The sequence below is a fragment of the bacterium genome (genome assembly GCA_036382775.1).
GTDB lineage: Bacteria > Hydrothermota > Tepidihabitantia > SM23-42 > JAOAFX01 > DASVHD01.
In genome coordinates this window covers 203,154-218,235 of the sequence record DASVHD010000035.1, presented here as the reverse complement: position 1 = coordinate 218,235, position 15,082 = coordinate 203,154, and the positions used below count along the sequence as shown (strand labels likewise).

The window sequence follows — 15,082 nt, the reverse complement described above, 5'->3', positions numbered from 1 at the left end:
CTTATGTCCGCTAACGCAGTGCTCTGCAAACTACAAGATGTCCACAAGACTTACTGGCGGGGCAAGGTCGCGGTAAGGGCATTGGATGGCATTGATTTCGAAATCCGTCAGAACGATTACCTTTCGATCATGGGGCCTTCCGGCTCCGGGAAATCAACGCTCGTGCACATCTTGGGTTGCCTGGATACGCCGACGACCGGTGACTACTACCTCGACGACAAACTCGTGTCGAAGCTGTCGGATAACGAACTGGCGCATATCCGGAACCGGTTCATCGGTTTTGTGTTCCAGAACTTCAGCCTGTTGCCGCGCCTGAGCGCGCTGGAGAACGTCGCCATGCCGCTCATCTACGCGGGCGCGGGCCGGCGCGAGCGTCTTGAAAAAGCCCGGGAAATGCTTGACAAGGTCGGACTCGCCGACCGGATGGCGCATCGTCCGAACGAACTGTCGGGCGGAGAATGCCAGCGGGTGGCGATCGCGCGGGCCTTGATCAACAATCCCAAGATCATCTTTGCCGATGAGCCGACCGGCAACCTGGATTCCAGTACCGGTTCGGAAATAATGGACATGTTTGACAGCCTGGTGAAAGAAGGCAACACGATCGTGCTGGTCACGCACGACCTTCAGGTGGGCAACCATGCCCAAAAGATCGTGACCTTGAGAGACGGCAAGATCGCATGAACGATATCCTGCAGACCATCGCCTTATCGCTGCAGACATTCAAGACCCACCGCATGCGTTCTTTCCTGACGACGCTGGGAATAATTATCGGCGTGACCACCGTGATCGCGATATTGTCGCTGATCGAGGGACTCAACCGTTCGGTCGCGTCGTCCATCAATTCGCTTGGTTCTAACGTCATTTACGTGATGAAGTACAGTTTCATGATGGGACACACTGATTTCGAGGAAATACAGAAAAGGAAAGACCTCACCATGGAGGACGCGGAGGCCCTGAAGAAACTGCCTTCCGTCGGCAAAGTGGCGCCGGTTTTTGCGAACCAGCAGGTGTCCTGGCTTTATTATAAGGACAAGAAGGTTAACAATATCGAATTCATCGGGTCGACTGAGGATTATTTTGAAGTCCTTAACTACACGGTAGTATCCGGCCGACCGCTGACCCAGGACGATATCACGCACCGCCGAATGGTGTGCATTATCGGCGATTACGTGCGTGAGAACCTGTTTCCCAACGAATCCCCGGTCAGCCTTCATCTCAATGTCCGCGGCAAGACGCTGGTCATTATCGGCGTGCTGGACGCGAAGGGTTCGTTCCTCGGGCAGACCATGGACAACAATGTCCTGGTGCCGATCAGCGTGATCGAAAAGATCTTTCCCAAGCCGCAGGGCATGGAAAGGGTCTTCAATTCATTGATGATCGCCACGACGCCAAAAAATCCTAAAAAGATCGACCAGACGATCGATGACATACGCGAGCTTATGCGCCGGCGGCGCGGTTTGAGCCTTGATGATAAGGAGGATTTTTCCATTAATACTCAACAAATGCTGATGGACATATACAAAAGCATCACTCAGGTCGGCTTCGTAGCGATCATCGCGATCGCGGCGATATCGCTGATCGTCGGCGGGATCGGGATCATGAATATCATGCTGGTCTCGGTGGCTGAGAGGACGCGCGAGATCGGGATCCTGAAAGCTGTGGGCGCTTCGAACAACAATATCATGCTGCAGTTCCTGGCAGAGTCGATTACGCTCGCTCTGATCGGCGGCTTGATCGGCATCATGCTCGGCATCCTCCTTGCCAAAGTTATTTCAGCGGTATCGCCGCTGAAAGCGGCGGTGGCTTTCTGGATGATCGTTCTCGGTTTCGGTTTTTCAGCGGCGGTCGGTATTTTCTTCGGTATTTACCCGGCAAGAAAGGCCGCTTCCTTAAACCCCATCGAAGCGCTGAGGTATGAATAATGGTCCAAAGTTTTCGTATGGCAGCCTGATCACCATTTCTTTACCGCATGAAAGAGATCTATTACGATGAGCTAACCGGGGTTTATAACCGTAAATTTCTGTATTACTGGATCGACAATGAAATAAAGCGGGCAAACCGTTTCGCGACGAAATTTGCCCTGCTTTTGCTGGATATCGATAATTTCCGGGATATCAATAACACCTATGGTCATCTGGAAGGCGATAAGGTCTTGATCGAATTCACCCGATTTTTAAGATCAAGCGTGCGTGAAGTCGACAACCTGGTGCGTTACGGCGGCGACGAATTCATAATTCTTGTTCCCAATACCGATCTAAAGGGTATACTAGACCTCGCTCAGCGGATGATCGCCAACCTGAATAGCCTGAAAATGATCGGCCACAAGATCCTATGCAGCATGGGTTTCGCGATCTTCCCGGATGACGGCATGACCATTGAGACGCTGATAAGCAAAGCCGATAACTTGATGTATCAGGCCAAAAAAGAAGGCAAGAACCAGATCGGCCTGAAGCCGGAAGTCGTGAAAAAACTGGTCATTCCATCGCCGGTAACGATCGGACGCGAAGACGAGGCTAACTGGTGCCTGGGTAAATTAAAAGAATACAAAACCATTTTTATCGCCGGTGAAGCGGGTATCGGCAAGACCCGGCTCACGCACGAGATCAAGAACAAATTCGTGAAGGCGACGATCATGAGGGGTAATTCTTACGCCGCCCTGTCTTCAGTGCCGTATCACCCTTTTAAAAACCTGTTCCGCGAATTGTTCGCCAACGAATTCACGGTCGTCCAGGAGGCCTTGAAGAAAATGCCGCTGACCCAGCGCGCCGAAGTGATGAAATTCTTCCCCGACAAAAGCGCGCTTAAGACCGCGCTGGTGGATGACCTTGATAAATACAGCCTGTTTAACAGCATTAGTTCGTTCTTCATAAGCATGGCGCATAGTCTGTCGCCGCTCGTGATGATCCTGCTTATCGACGACCTGCACTGGACCGACCGTCCCAGCTGTGAACTGTTGGATTTTCTTATACGCAACATCAAGGAAAACATCTATATTTTTGGGACTTACCGCGTTGAGGAGATCAAACAATCGCAGATCAACGGATTCTTCGGACTCTGGGCGCGCGAGAAGCTTTACACGCAGCTAACCCTGTCGCCGTTGAACTCCAACCAGTCATCCAAGTTGCTGGAGGCGATGATGGGCACGGTTCCGCCGGCGCTGGCCAGGTTCGTTTACCAGCAGGGCGGTGGAAATCCGTTTTACACCGAAGAGATCATGCGGGAACTGGAGCGACAGAAGAAGATATACTGGAACGGCAAGGAATGGGTATTCATGCACAAAGAAGGCTTTGTTATCCCCTCGTCGATCGAGGAGACGATCCTGAGAAAGGTCAATCTGCTGGACAAAAACATACGTCATTTCCTTGAGATCGCCGCGGTCTTCGGACAGGAATTCAACGCCGAATTCCTGGCGCTGGTCAGCAAGCGTAATGTCGGGGAGGTCCTTGATGCTCTGGATGAATTGATGATTACGGGTTTAATAAAGGAAAGGGCGCGCGACATCTTTTTCTTCAGCGAAGATATCGTTCGGCAGATCTCGTACCATTCCATTTCACGCGCCGACAACGCCAAACTGCACCGCGACGTAGGCGTTGCGATCGAAAGCTATTACCATGCTAATCTGCCCGAATATTACGAACAGCTGACAGAACATTTCACCCGCGCTAATGATGTCAGCAAGATCCTGTATTATTCCGAACTGGCGGCACTGAAAGCAAGGGACCATTATGCACACAGGGTGGCGATCAAATTCTATGAACACTGCCTGCACTACGAGGATAACATCGAGAAGATATACAGAATAAAGTACGCCATCGCCGAGATCGCCCATTACGCGGGAGAGTACAAGCTGGCCATGGAAAATCTTCTGGTCTGCCTGAATATCAGACCCAACGATCACAAGATATACGAGAAGCTGGGCCAGGTCTGCGAGAACATGGGCAACTTCAAGGAAAGCATGGGTTATTACCGCCGCGGTCTGGAACTCGTGAAGGGAACTACCAATGAGTACGCGTTCAAATCCGCTCTGGCGTTCATCCAATCACGGTTTGGTCACTTCAAACGGACCCAGAAAGAATGCGAAGCCATACTGAAGAACAAGAAATCGGTCAGTAAAAAAGACTTGGCGGTGACATATGTGACCATCGGGATCGCCCATCAGAACCTGGGTGAGTTCGACCGGGCGCGGAAGTATCTCCATGAAGGGCTGATGTTAAGACAGGCGCTCGCCGACAAGAAAGGCATCGCGGCGTGCTATCTGAACCTGGCGATCATTAACGAACATGAGTTCAAGATCAGGGAGAGCGAAGAGCTGTATCACAAGGCGCTCGAATTATATGAAGAGATCGGCTACCAGCAAGGGATCCTGATCGCGCTGCTGGATCTGGGAGTGCTTCATGTCCATTTTGATATCGCCAAGGCTGAAGAATATTACCAGAAGGCGCTAGCCAAGGCAAAGCTGATCGGCGCGAAACGGAACCTGGCGTATATATATAACAACCTGGGCTGGATATATTTCCGGCGTTTGATGTACGACCAGGCGATGAGCAACTACCGGCTGGCTATCCAGTATGCGAAGGAAACCGATTTTACCGAGGGCCATATCTTCACCAATCTCAATATCAGCGAGCTTTGCCGCGAGATGAAACAGGTGCGCAAGGGTCTTGCGGCCATGAAAGCGTGCAACGAGTACTTGAAGAAAGTCGACGTTAGCAGCTACTATGTCAGCTGTTTCATGGAAGAGATCGATTACGCATTGATGGCAAACAATATCAGGCGCGCCAGGTCGCTGATCGCGCGGCTGAACTTGCAGGTAAAATCAGAACATGATTATTCGAACTTGGTTTACGCCGATATCCTGCGGGCCAAGGTCTCGATCGCATGCCGGGAATACGCGGCGGCACGCCGGCAGCTTGACAAAGCCTGGGACCGCTTGAAGTCATTGCCGGCCAGCGATATGGCGGCCGAGATTCTTTTCCTCAAGGGATTTGCCCTGAAGCGGGAAGGGAATGATAAAAAAGCGCTGACCATGTTCTTGGGCGCCAACCGGATGTTCGAGACGGTCGGCGACCTCAGATTTCTGGACAAGATCGAAAAGGAGATCGTGCGCGGCGTAAAGTAGAAACTGAGTTGCTTATAAAAAGAAAAGTCCCGCGCTAGGAACACCGCGCGGGACTTTAAGTTTTCAGTTTTATTCCTACTGGCTCAGTACTTTGAACTCGATCCTTCGGTTGAGGTCACGGCCTGCTTTGGTTCGGTTATCCGCTATTGGCTGAGCTTCTCCATAACCAATGGCAATGATGCGCGACGGATCGATCTTGTGATAGGTGATGAGGTAGTCTCGCACTGCATTGGCCCGCTGGTAGGAGAGTTTCTGGTTATACGAATCCGAGCCGATGCTGTCAGTATGTCCGCTGATCTCGACACGCATGGACGGTTTAGCGAGCAGTACCTTTGCCGCGTCATCCAACACAGGATATGATTCGGGCTTGATCATCGCTGAATTGAAGTCGAAATAAATGCCCTTCAAAACCCAGCTCTCGCCGGTTTTGGGGATCCGGCGCAGGGCAAAGTTCTGGATCTTGGTTTCGTCTTTGGCGAGGACGACCGGCGCGCTTTCCATTACGTAATCCTGGGCTTCGACTTTGACCGAGTAAGTGCCCGGCGGTACTGTTGCCTTGTAGATGCCGGTCGTAGGATCGGTAGTAGTCACCGGGATCCTTGTATCGACGAACGTGATCTGGGCAAGGACTGGTGTTCCTTTTTCGACATCGGATACTTTGCCCATAAGCGTTGACTGGGCAAGGCTGATCTTGTTCAGGGGGATGTCCACGATCCTGGTCTCGCCTTCCTGGAGCGTGACGACTTTTTCATCGAACTGATATCCGGTGGCTTCGGCATGGATCCGGAACGTGCCGGGTGCCAGGGTCGCGGCATACATACCCGAGGTATCGGAAGTGACGAGCATGTACTGGGTTTGTGGGAACGTGACCTCGGCCATGAGCGGCATCCTGGTTTCGGCGTCATAGACCTTGCCCATCACTTTGGATATCTCTTTTTTGTTGAGCGTGAAGTCCAGTATCAGCTGGTCACCGTCCTTGAGCACGGCGCCCTGTTCTTTCCAGCGGTAGTTGGACGCTTCGACATGGACGCGGTAGTTCCCGGGAGCGAGCGATAATTCATAAGTGCCCGTGGCCGCGGTCTGAATCGGCTCTTTCTCGGAACCCGGGAGGGTCACGGTCGCCGCGATCGGATCGCCGGTCTTGGCATCATAGATGCGGCCCGTGATCTTGGCGAGCGGAATATGGATCTCGACTTTCTTGATGAGATCGGCACCGCCGGAGAATGTGAAGAATGCTTTCCAGTATTCGCGTCCCAGGAGGCCGATCTCGCAGCCCAAGTCAAAACTGACGTTTTTAGTGCCAAACCGCAGTCCCGGCGTGATCCAGAGTGATTCGCTTTGTGCGTCAGAGTCGAAATAACCCATGGTCTCAATAAGAATGCGCACTTCCTCGTGAGGTATGAGTTCAATGCCGCCGCCATGGACTATGTAATTAGGGCGGAGATAGTTTTGCAAAAATTCATTCGTATCTACGTAAGGCGGCTTGATGTCCACGCCCGTGGCCAGGTACCCGGCATTGAGGTGCGCGGCAAAAGGTCCGATCCTGAAGTCAGCCAGACCGTTCGCGGCATAATCAGGGTTATGCGGAATATAGGGTGGGAAATGAGGGGTTACCGGGGTTGCGCCTTGATCCCAGAACGAATCCGCATAGAACCGGCGGTCAAATTCTGCTTTATCGGTCGGCAGCCGCGGTCCCCAGTTAACGTGGAACTCGGCGCCAAATGCGTACGTCAGGGGTGTGACCTTGTCCGGCGTAAAAGCATAACCGGTTTTTCCTCCGATCTCGATCGTTTCAAAACCCCATGGCGGGTCAGGATCGCCGCGCTGGATCGGGAAGTTGTTCATTTCAAACCATTTTAAAAAGGCGGTCGCCCGGAAACGGGCTTCCAGGTAATCAATGATCGAATATGACAACCCGGCTGAAACGTTGAAAAAATGCTTGCGGTCCTCGGTCCATGTTCCTGCCTGCATCGTGCGCATCTTATCAAATCTTTCAGATGACGACAGGTGAAAAGACAGCATGCCCATGTTATGGGGCTGGGCATACTGGAGCTTGAACATGCCGCGGTTGCCATAGACGGATATCTCCTGACCGATCAAAAACAACGGCAATAAGGCAGCACAATAAAGAAGTTTCTTCATGGAACCTCCTATACTAATAGTTGATGGTTTAGGGGTTTTGATGCCTGAATTATCGTTTTTCAAGCTTTTAAACCCCTGCCCAGTTCCCATATATTAAATCTGGCCCCAACGGGAGTCGAACCCGTATCTTCACCTTGAAAGAGTGATGTCCTAACCACTAGACGATGGGGCCTTGTGTGTTAATATGTACAGATTCCTGAAAGATTCGTTGTCAACGATTGCCTGATTGATCAAGAAATAATTTTCAAGATTCGCGTTCGTGGTCATGATCCGATTGGAAAGGTCTTCACCCATTGCCAGCAGGAATTTAGCCGCAACTTTTGGATTTTCGTTGACGATCTCCATAAAATCCGATTTTTTCAGAACCAGAGCACGGCAGTCAGTTTTCGCCTTGACCGTCGCGGAACGCGGTTTTTCAGTGAGGAGCGCCATTTCACCGAAAAACGAAAATTCACCTAATTCTGAAAGAATCAAGACCAGATCCCCCCTAGTAAGCTGGACTTCGACCTGGCCGCTTTCGATGATGAACATCTCATCACCGGTCGTGCCTTCCTTGATTATTACGGTATCCTTTGATATCTCCCGCGGGCGCCATTTTACCAGCATCCAATTGACCTCCTGGGGAGACAAATATTTAAACAACAAAACCTTTGATAGATCTTTCATAAGGTTAATTTTATACAGATTTATATGCTTGTCAAGATGGGGGAGGTCAGGTCATTTTCGTCCCGGCGGGACCCCTTATTCTTAATGAATGCTTCCTTTATCTATTCCTTGATACCGCTCCGGACATATGATTCCATTATATGCCTCTGCAATAAAAAATAGAGAGCGATCAACGGGACCGTTGTGAACGCTGACGCCGCGCAAAGCAGCGGATAGTTCGTTGATTCTGCCTGGGCAAAGTAGGAAAGACCGGTCTGGATGGTCCGCATGGAGTCGGAATGCGTGACGATCAGCGGCCAGAGAAACGAATTCCAGCTGGTGATGACCTCAAATATACCGATCGTGATCAGGATCGGCTTGGAAAGGGGCAGGACGATCTTTATGATGATCTGTAAATGATCGAGGCCATCCATGCGGGCCGCATCGAACAATTCCTGCGGCAAGGACCGGAAATGCTGCCGCAAAAGGAAAATCGCGAAAACGTTGACGCTCCAGGGGATGATCAGCGCCAGGAAGGTATCGATCCACCCCAGCCGGCTGAGAATGGAATACGTCGGTGCCAGGTAGACGGGCAAAGGGATCATCATCATCGCCAGGAACAATGAAAACAGCGTTTCTCGGCCCAAGAACTTTAAGCGGGCGAAAGCATACGCAGCCAGGATGGTCGTGATGTAAACGAGCGCGGTGATGGCTGCGGTCATAATGACCGTGTTTATGAAATATCGCAGAAAATCGACTTCACGAAAGGCGGTAATGAAGTTGCGGAACAAGAACGCTTCCGGTAACAAAGTAGGTGGAAATCGAAGGGCGTCGCTGCTGGATTTTAAAGCCGTGACCAGCATCCAGAAAAACGGCAGGGCCATCCAGAAAGCTCCCAGGATGAGAATGAGGTGAAAGAACGGATGTGGTCTACGGTCATTCATAATAAACCTTTTTTTCAAAAAATCGCTGCTGCATCAGGGTAAAACCCAGGATCAGAACGAATAGCACGAAAGCGATCGCGTTCGCATAGCCGAGGTTCCATAACCGGAAGGATTGCTCGTAAAGATAAAAAACGACAAGGCTGGTCGTACCCAGTGGACCCCCGGCGGGTTGTGTCATCACATAGACGGGCGTGAAAGTGTTGAAGGCGATGATCGTCTGGGTGATGATCACGTAGAAAATGGCGGGTGAAATGGCCGGCACGGTGATGTAGCGGAATAGTTGCCAGGCTTTGGCGCCGTCAAGCCGCGCGGCTTCGTAGTAATGCCCGGGAACGACCTGGAGCGCAGCGAGGAGGATGATAATGCAATAGCCAAGATTGTGCCAGACCGCCATGATCACCAGCGCGATCAGGGCGATCGAAGGTCCGGCCAGAAAATTGGATAATTTTAGACCGAGCGGCGCGGTCGCGATCGCCAGGATCCCTCGCGGGTCGTTCAGCCAGGCGATCCCTTGAATGCCGAATAGATTCAGAACCGCGTTGAACAATCCGCGGTCGGGATTGAAGAGCCATTTCCATACGACCGAGGAGGCCACGATCGAGGTCACCACGGGCAGGAAGTAAAGGGTCCGGTAGATCCCCTGTCCCTTTAGGTTCCGGTTCAACAGGTGGGCAAAGAACAGGGCCGCGATCACCGTGACCGGAACGACGCCAATAATGTACCACAAAGTGTTGCCCAGGGCTTGGAAAAATTTAGGATCGATAAATAATCGCTGGAAATTTTTGCTCCCGACATACTGCAGCGGACCGGCGATCGACCATTTGTACATGCTCATTCTTACGGCCTGCAATATGGGATAAGCGCGAAAAACGACGATAATGACCAGGGCGGGCAGGATAAAAAAATAACCTGCCCATGTTGTTTTTCTTTTCACGATCGGGCGATGCGGATACCGCGTCTGGCTAACCGGGTGATAATGAACTCGAAAATAGGCGCGACCTGACCAAGTTGTTCAGGAGGGATCACGCCGCAGCCCGGGTACTGTTTAAAGCACTGGGTGAATAATGAACCGGAAAATGCCGTCATCCGCGTCATTGATGTCATGTGGCGGCGTCTATCGTAGCGATCAACGCACATATACCTTCGCCTCGCACGATCAGACCGGATCTCGATTATCAGGATCGAGATGTCCCTTTCACTGCCTTGGCTGAGAACGTCACGCAGCACCTGGACCGTGAGATCCTTGGGCCGGAAGCCGCAGGGACCGTTCTTCAGCGGTTTTGTACCCAAAAAGCCGCCGGCGATCAGCGTTTTGAACAGGGCAGCGTGCCCGGGATAACGGATAGTTTTTTCCTCCATATGCCGGATCGACTTGAGGGTTTTCAGCAGGGTCCGTAACCCATCCGTGTAAAAGCATTCAAGTCTGCCAATTCCCCGTACCGTGAATTCCTCGATCCCGGTCAGGGCCAGTATTACCACTTTCCGGTGGTCATGGACAATGCGTGCGGGACGCAGGTATTCTTCGATCAGGTCGGCCGGCGACCATGTGATGCGGTAGTTGAAGGGCGGTCGCGGGTCCTGCGGTATGCCGCCGACAAGGATGCGAAGGCGGTCGATCTTTTTGATTTCGCTGGCCGCCCGGCCAACGATCAGGTTACTGAGTCCGGGCGCAAACCCGGCGTCCGGGATGATCCGCACCCCCTGCTTTCGCGCTTTCGTATTGAGCAAAAAAGGATCTTCGGTAAGATATGACATGTCGACCATGTCGCACCGGGCTTCGATCGCGCATTGCATGGCGCCAAACCCGAGCGCCGCCGGAAGGGCGCCGAGCACCGCGTCATAGCGGTGTTTTTTTATGAATGTGACCAGCGATCTTCTATCGCCGGCATCAAAGCGCACGGTTTTTATAAGCGGCGTGCCGCGCAGCCGCCGCAGGTTCGATCTGTCAATATCAAGGACCGTGACCAAATGGCCCGACCTGGCCAGGTCGAAAGCCGCGACCCGGCCCTGCATGCCGCCCCCAAGAACGCAGATGTTCATTGCCAATTATATCCAGGAGGTCTTAAAAATCAATCAGGCAACGATTCGCTAAAGATCAATGCCCGTAAAGCTGAATACGAGGACATTGACACCGGGCTTGTAAAATATATAATGGGTCAACCGATATCGCATAAATAAAATAATATGATGGAAACTATGACCATAACCAAAAACAAAACAAGGAGGTTGTTATGATAGGTTTCTTGAAATTTGTGGTCGGTCTTGTTGTTTTGATCATCGGTATCACCTGGGCAATAAATATAAAAAGACCCGATATAAAGGATATCGGAAGTATCCGGAAATGGACCGTCAATTTTAGCATTAAAGGGCTTATTACGGGTGTGATTTTGTTCGTAGTCATTATTATATTCCTGTCATCCATGGGCACGATAAATGCCGGTCACCGCGGCGTGGTTCTGACATTCGGAGCGGTCAGCGGCCGGGTTCTAAATGAGGGGCTCTATATGGTGGTACCGCTTATCCAGAGCGTTGAAGTCATGTCGGTGCGGGTTGAAGCATATGAAGCAAGCGCGGCCAGCGCATCCCGCGATTTGCAGGAAGTGTCCACTAAGGTGACCCTGAATTACTGGTTGGATCCATTACAGGTAGGTGTGGTATATCAAACCCTGGGGCGCGCTTATGAGGACCGGATAATCAAACCGGCGATCCAGGAAGCGGTGAAGGCTTCGACCGCGCAATATGATGCGGAAAAACTGATCACGGAGCGGGCGAAAGTGAAAGAGATGATCGAAAAGTACCTCAGAGACCGCTTGATCATTCACGGCATCAGGGTGGACGCCGTGTCCCTAACCGATTTTTCGTTTTCGCCGGATTTTACCAAGGCGATCGAGGCAAAGGTGACCGCGTCGCAGCTGGCACTAAAGGCCCAGCGCGACCTGGAGCGGATCAAGACGGAGGCCCAGCAGAAGATCGAATCGGCAAAGGCTGAAGCCGAGGCATTGCGTTTACAGAAGGAACAGGTAACGCAGGTGCTGATCGAGCTGCGCAAGATCGAGGTCCAGCGCCTGGCGATCGACAAATGGGACGGCCACCTGCCAACGGTCGTTGCCGGCGACAAGCTGGTGCCGATCATGGATGTTTTCAGCGCCGGGCGGTAGTATTCATTAGTTCCGGTCGGTAAATTTCCTGCAGCACCAAAGTATTGACAACCAGTGATAGGTGATTATTATTTTGTGACAGGGAGGTAATATGAGGTCTATTGTTATTGTTCTAACATTGTATCTTACCGCCGGGCTGTTGCCGGCGATGGTCGAACTGGGGCCGCAGCTTGAAGAGAAGATGCTGCAGGTCCATGACAACGAATCGATCGAAATAATGATCGTCATGAACGAACAATCCGACGAAGAATACCTTGCACAGATTACTCAAAACCTGCCGCGCTGGGAAAAACGCTATGTCGTTATCGAAGAACTCAAGAAGCTTTCAACCCGTACCCAGAGCGAAGTGCTGGTGCTTCTTAACGCCGAACAAAAAAGAGGCAACGCGTCCGACATAACATCATTCTGGATCATCAATGCGGTGTGCTGCAAGGTAAAGCCGTCAGTGATCGAAACGCTGTCAGACATTACGGGGATCGCGTACCTTGAGACATCGGATATTATCAGCGATAACGTGCTTTTGACCGTAGGCGAACCAGCGCCGGTCGATATATTGTCCAGAACGGTCGAATGGAATGTCATAAAGGTCGCCGCTGATTCATGCTGGCAACTTGGTTACAAAGGTCAGGGCGTCATCGTCGGGCTTATTGACACGGGGTGCAACTACAATCATTACGATCTGCGTAACCACATGTGGATCGACGCTAATTATCCTCATTTCGGATGGAATTTCGAGTCAAACAGCGATGATCCTATGGATGTCTCCGGGCACGGCACGCACTGCAGCGGGACTATCGGTTCTGACGGTTCGGCCGGCGATTCGTGCGGCATGGCGCCCCAGTGTTCGCTCATGGTATGCCGGGTAAGGACGAACATTGCCTATCCGATGCCCGATACTATCTCCGAGAAAAATGTTCTGGACGCGATGCAGTTCGTGATCGCGCCTCCATTGTCGCCCACCCACGGTGCAGATGTAGTGTCGATGTCGTTGGGCTGGTATATGGCGTGGACACCGCGCCGCAGCGTATGGCGCAAAGGCGTCACCAATGTGGCTCTGGCCGGTATCGCTTATTTCATCGCGGCCGGTAATGAGCGCGGTTCCTCATATTGTCCCCTTCCTTACAATCTAAGGTGCCCGGGCGATGCGCCCGGACCCTGGCATCATCCATCCGAGGCCAAGGGAAGACTGGGAGGAGCGATATCGATCGCCGCCACCGATAATACTGACGCGCTGGCTTCTTTTTCATCAACCGGACCTTCATGCTGGGAAGACGCTCCCTGGTACTGGGATTATCCGTGGCGACCTGGACCCGGGCTCTTGAAGCCTGACATCGCAGCGCCCGGTGTGAATATCACGTCTTGTGCGTACAATAACAACACCGGATATTTAAGTGGTTGGAGCGGGACATCAATGGCGACACCGTGTTGCGCCGGTGTTGCCGCGTTGTTATTATCCAAGAACCCGAACCTGACCGTAGCGCAGATCGACAGCATCATGCAATTCACGGCGCTTGATCTGGGGACTGCAGGTAAGGATACGCTATTCGGCGCCGGCAGGGTAAGGGCACGCCGCGCGATCGACAACACGCCGGCGGGCACGGCCATTGATCTGCGCCTTGGTGATTATGGGACCGTGGTCCTGGATCCCGTTCCCACCGGAAACAGTAATGCCTGGTTTGATCCCTCGGAAACGGTCACCCTGGTCGACACGCTGGTCAACCTGGGCAGCGGGGCAGCCTCGGGTGTGACCGGGATCCTGAGGACGACGAACGCCAATATTACGATCGTTGATTCAATGGGCTCTTACGGCGATATCAGCCCTGATACCCGCGGCAATAATAGCGCGGATCCGTTCGTGCTGAGGGCGGACACCTTGATAAACATCGGCACGCTGGTGCCGTTCGATCTCGTTGTAACCTCGGGAGCGTATACGCGCACGCTGAACTACCAGCTGAGAATGGGTTCGGTTTGCGGCCCAGACAGCGCGGGGTATTTCATTATCGATAACGCCGATTCCTTCTATACCGAAGCGCCTGTTTACAACTGGATCGAGATCAACCCCAGTTACGGTGGTTCGGGTACGACGATCGGCACGGGCGGAGTGATGACAACGTTGAGGGTGCGTTCGCCTTTTACCGTAAGACACTACACGAAGCGCATATCATCCACTGACAGCATATCCGTGTGTTCGAATGGCTGGATCGCCATGGGCAGGAGCACCCTGACCATACAGTACAACAGCGGCCTGCCAAAACGCGTGGACTATGGTAATCAGACCTCGGCCCCCAACATGATCGCGGCTTTCTGGGACACGCTGTCGACCGCTACGCCGGCTTCCTGGTGGTACTACAATGACGCTGCGAACGGCCGCTTCGTGATCCAGTGCGACTCGGTCAGCGGTCCATCCGGTAACCACTTCTTCCAGTACGTGATCTATGATACGACAACCGCCGGTCCGGGAGTGCGTAATGATATCATCATCCAGTACAAGAAAGTCGGCAATCCCTACAGCTGCACTGTAGGACACCAGGATTCGACCAAGATGTACGGCTGGACATACCTCTTCAATAAGATGTATGATGAAGGCGCGTCAGTGCTGGCGAACGGCAGGGCGGTCAAGATCACGACCAAACAGCCGCGGATGAAACAGTGGATCGTTTCCGCCGACGAGTTCAGATCCTATCCGGATATGGGGTCAAGATTGGTAGCATTGAAACCAATCCCGGCTCGCGGATCGGTAAGCATCTTTTATAATATCCCGATGGCCGGCAGGTCATCCCTGAAGATCTACAATACGGCGGGCCAGTTGGTAAAGACCGTATTTGCCGGTTATCCTGACCAGGGTGTCAGCACTATGCGGTGGAACGGCATAGATGATCAAGGAAGAGCGGTTTCATCCGGGATCTATTTTTTCACGCTCGAGACTGGTGGCAAGGCATATGCCGTGCGGGGTGTACTGCTAAAATAGAATAAAGGAAAAAAAAAGAGAAAAAACGCACCGGGGTGCTTTTTCAGAAAGGACCGGCGCCCCGGTAATTTTCCAACAGTGCATTGACAGGAGGTTCAGTAGCGGT

The 15,082-nt window shown here is 52.3% G+C and carries 10 protein-coding genes and 1 tRNA gene; 5 read left to right on the top strand and 6 right to left on the bottom strand.

Annotated features, from left to right (window positions below; genetic code table 11):
• The first annotated feature begins 3 nt into the window (after positions 1-3).
• Genes VF399_08535 through VF399_08525 form a run of 3 tightly spaced genes read left to right on the top strand, consistent with a single transcriptional unit; the run spans position 4 to position 5,119 of the window.
• The gene (locus VF399_08535; protein HEX7320387.1) at positions 4-681 is read left to right on the top strand and encodes an ABC transporter ATP-binding protein; all 678 of its coding nucleotides are present in this window, start codon (positions 4-6) and stop codon (positions 679-681) included.
• Positions 678-1,922 (top strand): ABC transporter permease, encoded by a 1,245-nt coding sequence (locus VF399_08530; protein HEX7320386.1) that lies wholly within the window; start codon positions 678-680, stop codon positions 1,920-1,922. The genes VF399_08535 and VF399_08530 overlap by 4 nt, the downstream gene beginning before the upstream one ends.
• A gap of 47 nt (positions 1,923-1,969) precedes the next feature.
• Positions 1,970-5,119: a diguanylate cyclase gene (locus tag VF399_08525; protein ID HEX7320385.1), complete on the top strand. Its 3,150-nt coding sequence runs from the start codon at positions 1,970-1,972 to the stop codon at positions 5,117-5,119.
• A gap of 75 nt (positions 5,120-5,194) precedes the next feature.
• On the opposite strand, the gene VF399_08520 is transcribed toward VF399_08525, so the two are convergent.
• The 6 genes from VF399_08520 to VF399_08495 form a co-directional block, all read right to left on the bottom strand.
• Positions 5,195-7,261, bottom strand: a complete 2,067-nt coding sequence (locus VF399_08520; GenBank protein ID HEX7320384.1) for an OmpA family protein — start codon at positions 7,259-7,261, stop codon at positions 5,195-5,197.
• 100 nt (positions 7,262-7,361) lie between these two features.
• Positions 7,362-7,433: transfer RNA gene (locus VF399_08515), tRNA-Glu, on the bottom strand.
• Complete coding sequence (locus VF399_08510; GenBank protein HEX7320383.1) at positions 7,412-7,867, bottom strand: cyclic nucleotide-binding domain-containing protein; 456 nt, start codon at positions 7,865-7,867, stop codon at positions 7,412-7,414. Before VF399_08510 ends, VF399_08515 begins: the two co-directional genes overlap by 22 nt.
• A gap of 161 nt (positions 7,868-8,028) precedes the next feature.
• Entirely contained in the window at positions 8,029-8,850 is an 822-nt protein-coding gene (locus tag VF399_08505; GenBank protein HEX7320382.1) for a carbohydrate ABC transporter permease, read from the bottom strand.
• Complete coding sequence (locus VF399_08500; GenBank protein ID HEX7320381.1) at positions 8,843-9,784, bottom strand: sugar ABC transporter permease; 942 nt, start codon at positions 9,782-9,784, stop codon at positions 8,843-8,845. The genes VF399_08505 and VF399_08500 overlap by 8 nt, the downstream gene beginning before the upstream one ends.
• Positions 9,781-10,890, bottom strand: a complete 1,110-nt coding sequence (locus VF399_08495) for a saccharopine dehydrogenase C-terminal domain-containing protein (GenBank protein HEX7320380.1) — start codon at positions 10,888-10,890, stop codon at positions 9,781-9,783. The genes VF399_08500 and VF399_08495 overlap by 4 nt, the downstream gene beginning before the upstream one ends.
• A gap of 191 nt (positions 10,891-11,081) precedes the next feature.
• On the opposite strand from VF399_08495, the gene VF399_08490 reads away from it, so the two are divergent.
• Positions 11,082-12,008: a prohibitin family protein gene (locus tag VF399_08490; protein HEX7320379.1), complete on the top strand. Its 927-nt coding sequence runs from the start codon at positions 11,082-11,084 to the stop codon at positions 12,006-12,008.
• 91 nt (positions 12,009-12,099) lie between these two features.
• Positions 12,100-14,976, top strand: coding sequence for a S8 family serine peptidase (locus VF399_08485; protein ID HEX7320378.1), 2,877 nt, complete (start codon positions 12,100-12,102; stop codon positions 14,974-14,976).
• Positions 14,977-15,082: the final 106 nt, after the last annotated feature.

Bases quoted from the DNA above. Each gene is read 5' to 3' on its own strand.
- VF399_08505 (HEX7320382.1), bottom strand. From the start codon at position 8,850: ATGAATGACCGTAGACCACATCCGTTCTTTCACCTCATTCTCATCCTG.
- VF399_08525 (HEX7320385.1), top strand. From the start codon at position 1,970: ATGAAAGAGATCTATTACGATGAGCTAACCGGGGTTTATAACCGTAAA.
- VF399_08485 (HEX7320378.1), top strand. From the start codon at position 12,100: ATGAGGTCTATTGTTATTGTTCTAACATTGTATCTTACCGCCGGGCTG.
- VF399_08490 (HEX7320379.1), top strand. From the start codon at position 11,082: ATGATAGGTTTCTTGAAATTTGTGGTCGGTCTTGTTGTTTTGATCATC.
- VF399_08510 (HEX7320383.1), bottom strand. From the start codon at position 7,867: ATGCTGGTAAAATGGCGCCCGCGGGAGATATCAAAGGATACCGTAATA.
- VF399_08495 (HEX7320380.1), bottom strand. From the start codon at position 10,890: ATGAACATCTGCGTTCTTGGGGGCGGCATGCAGGGCCGGGTCGCGGCT.
- VF399_08530 (HEX7320386.1), top strand. From the start codon at position 678: ATGAACGATATCCTGCAGACCATCGCCTTATCGCTGCAGACATTCAAG.
- VF399_08535 (HEX7320387.1), top strand. From the start codon at position 4: ATGTCCGCTAACGCAGTGCTCTGCAAACTACAAGATGTCCACAAGACT.
- VF399_08520 (HEX7320384.1), bottom strand. From the start codon at position 7,261: ATGAAGAAACTTCTTTATTGTGCTGCCTTATTGCCGTTGTTTTTGATC.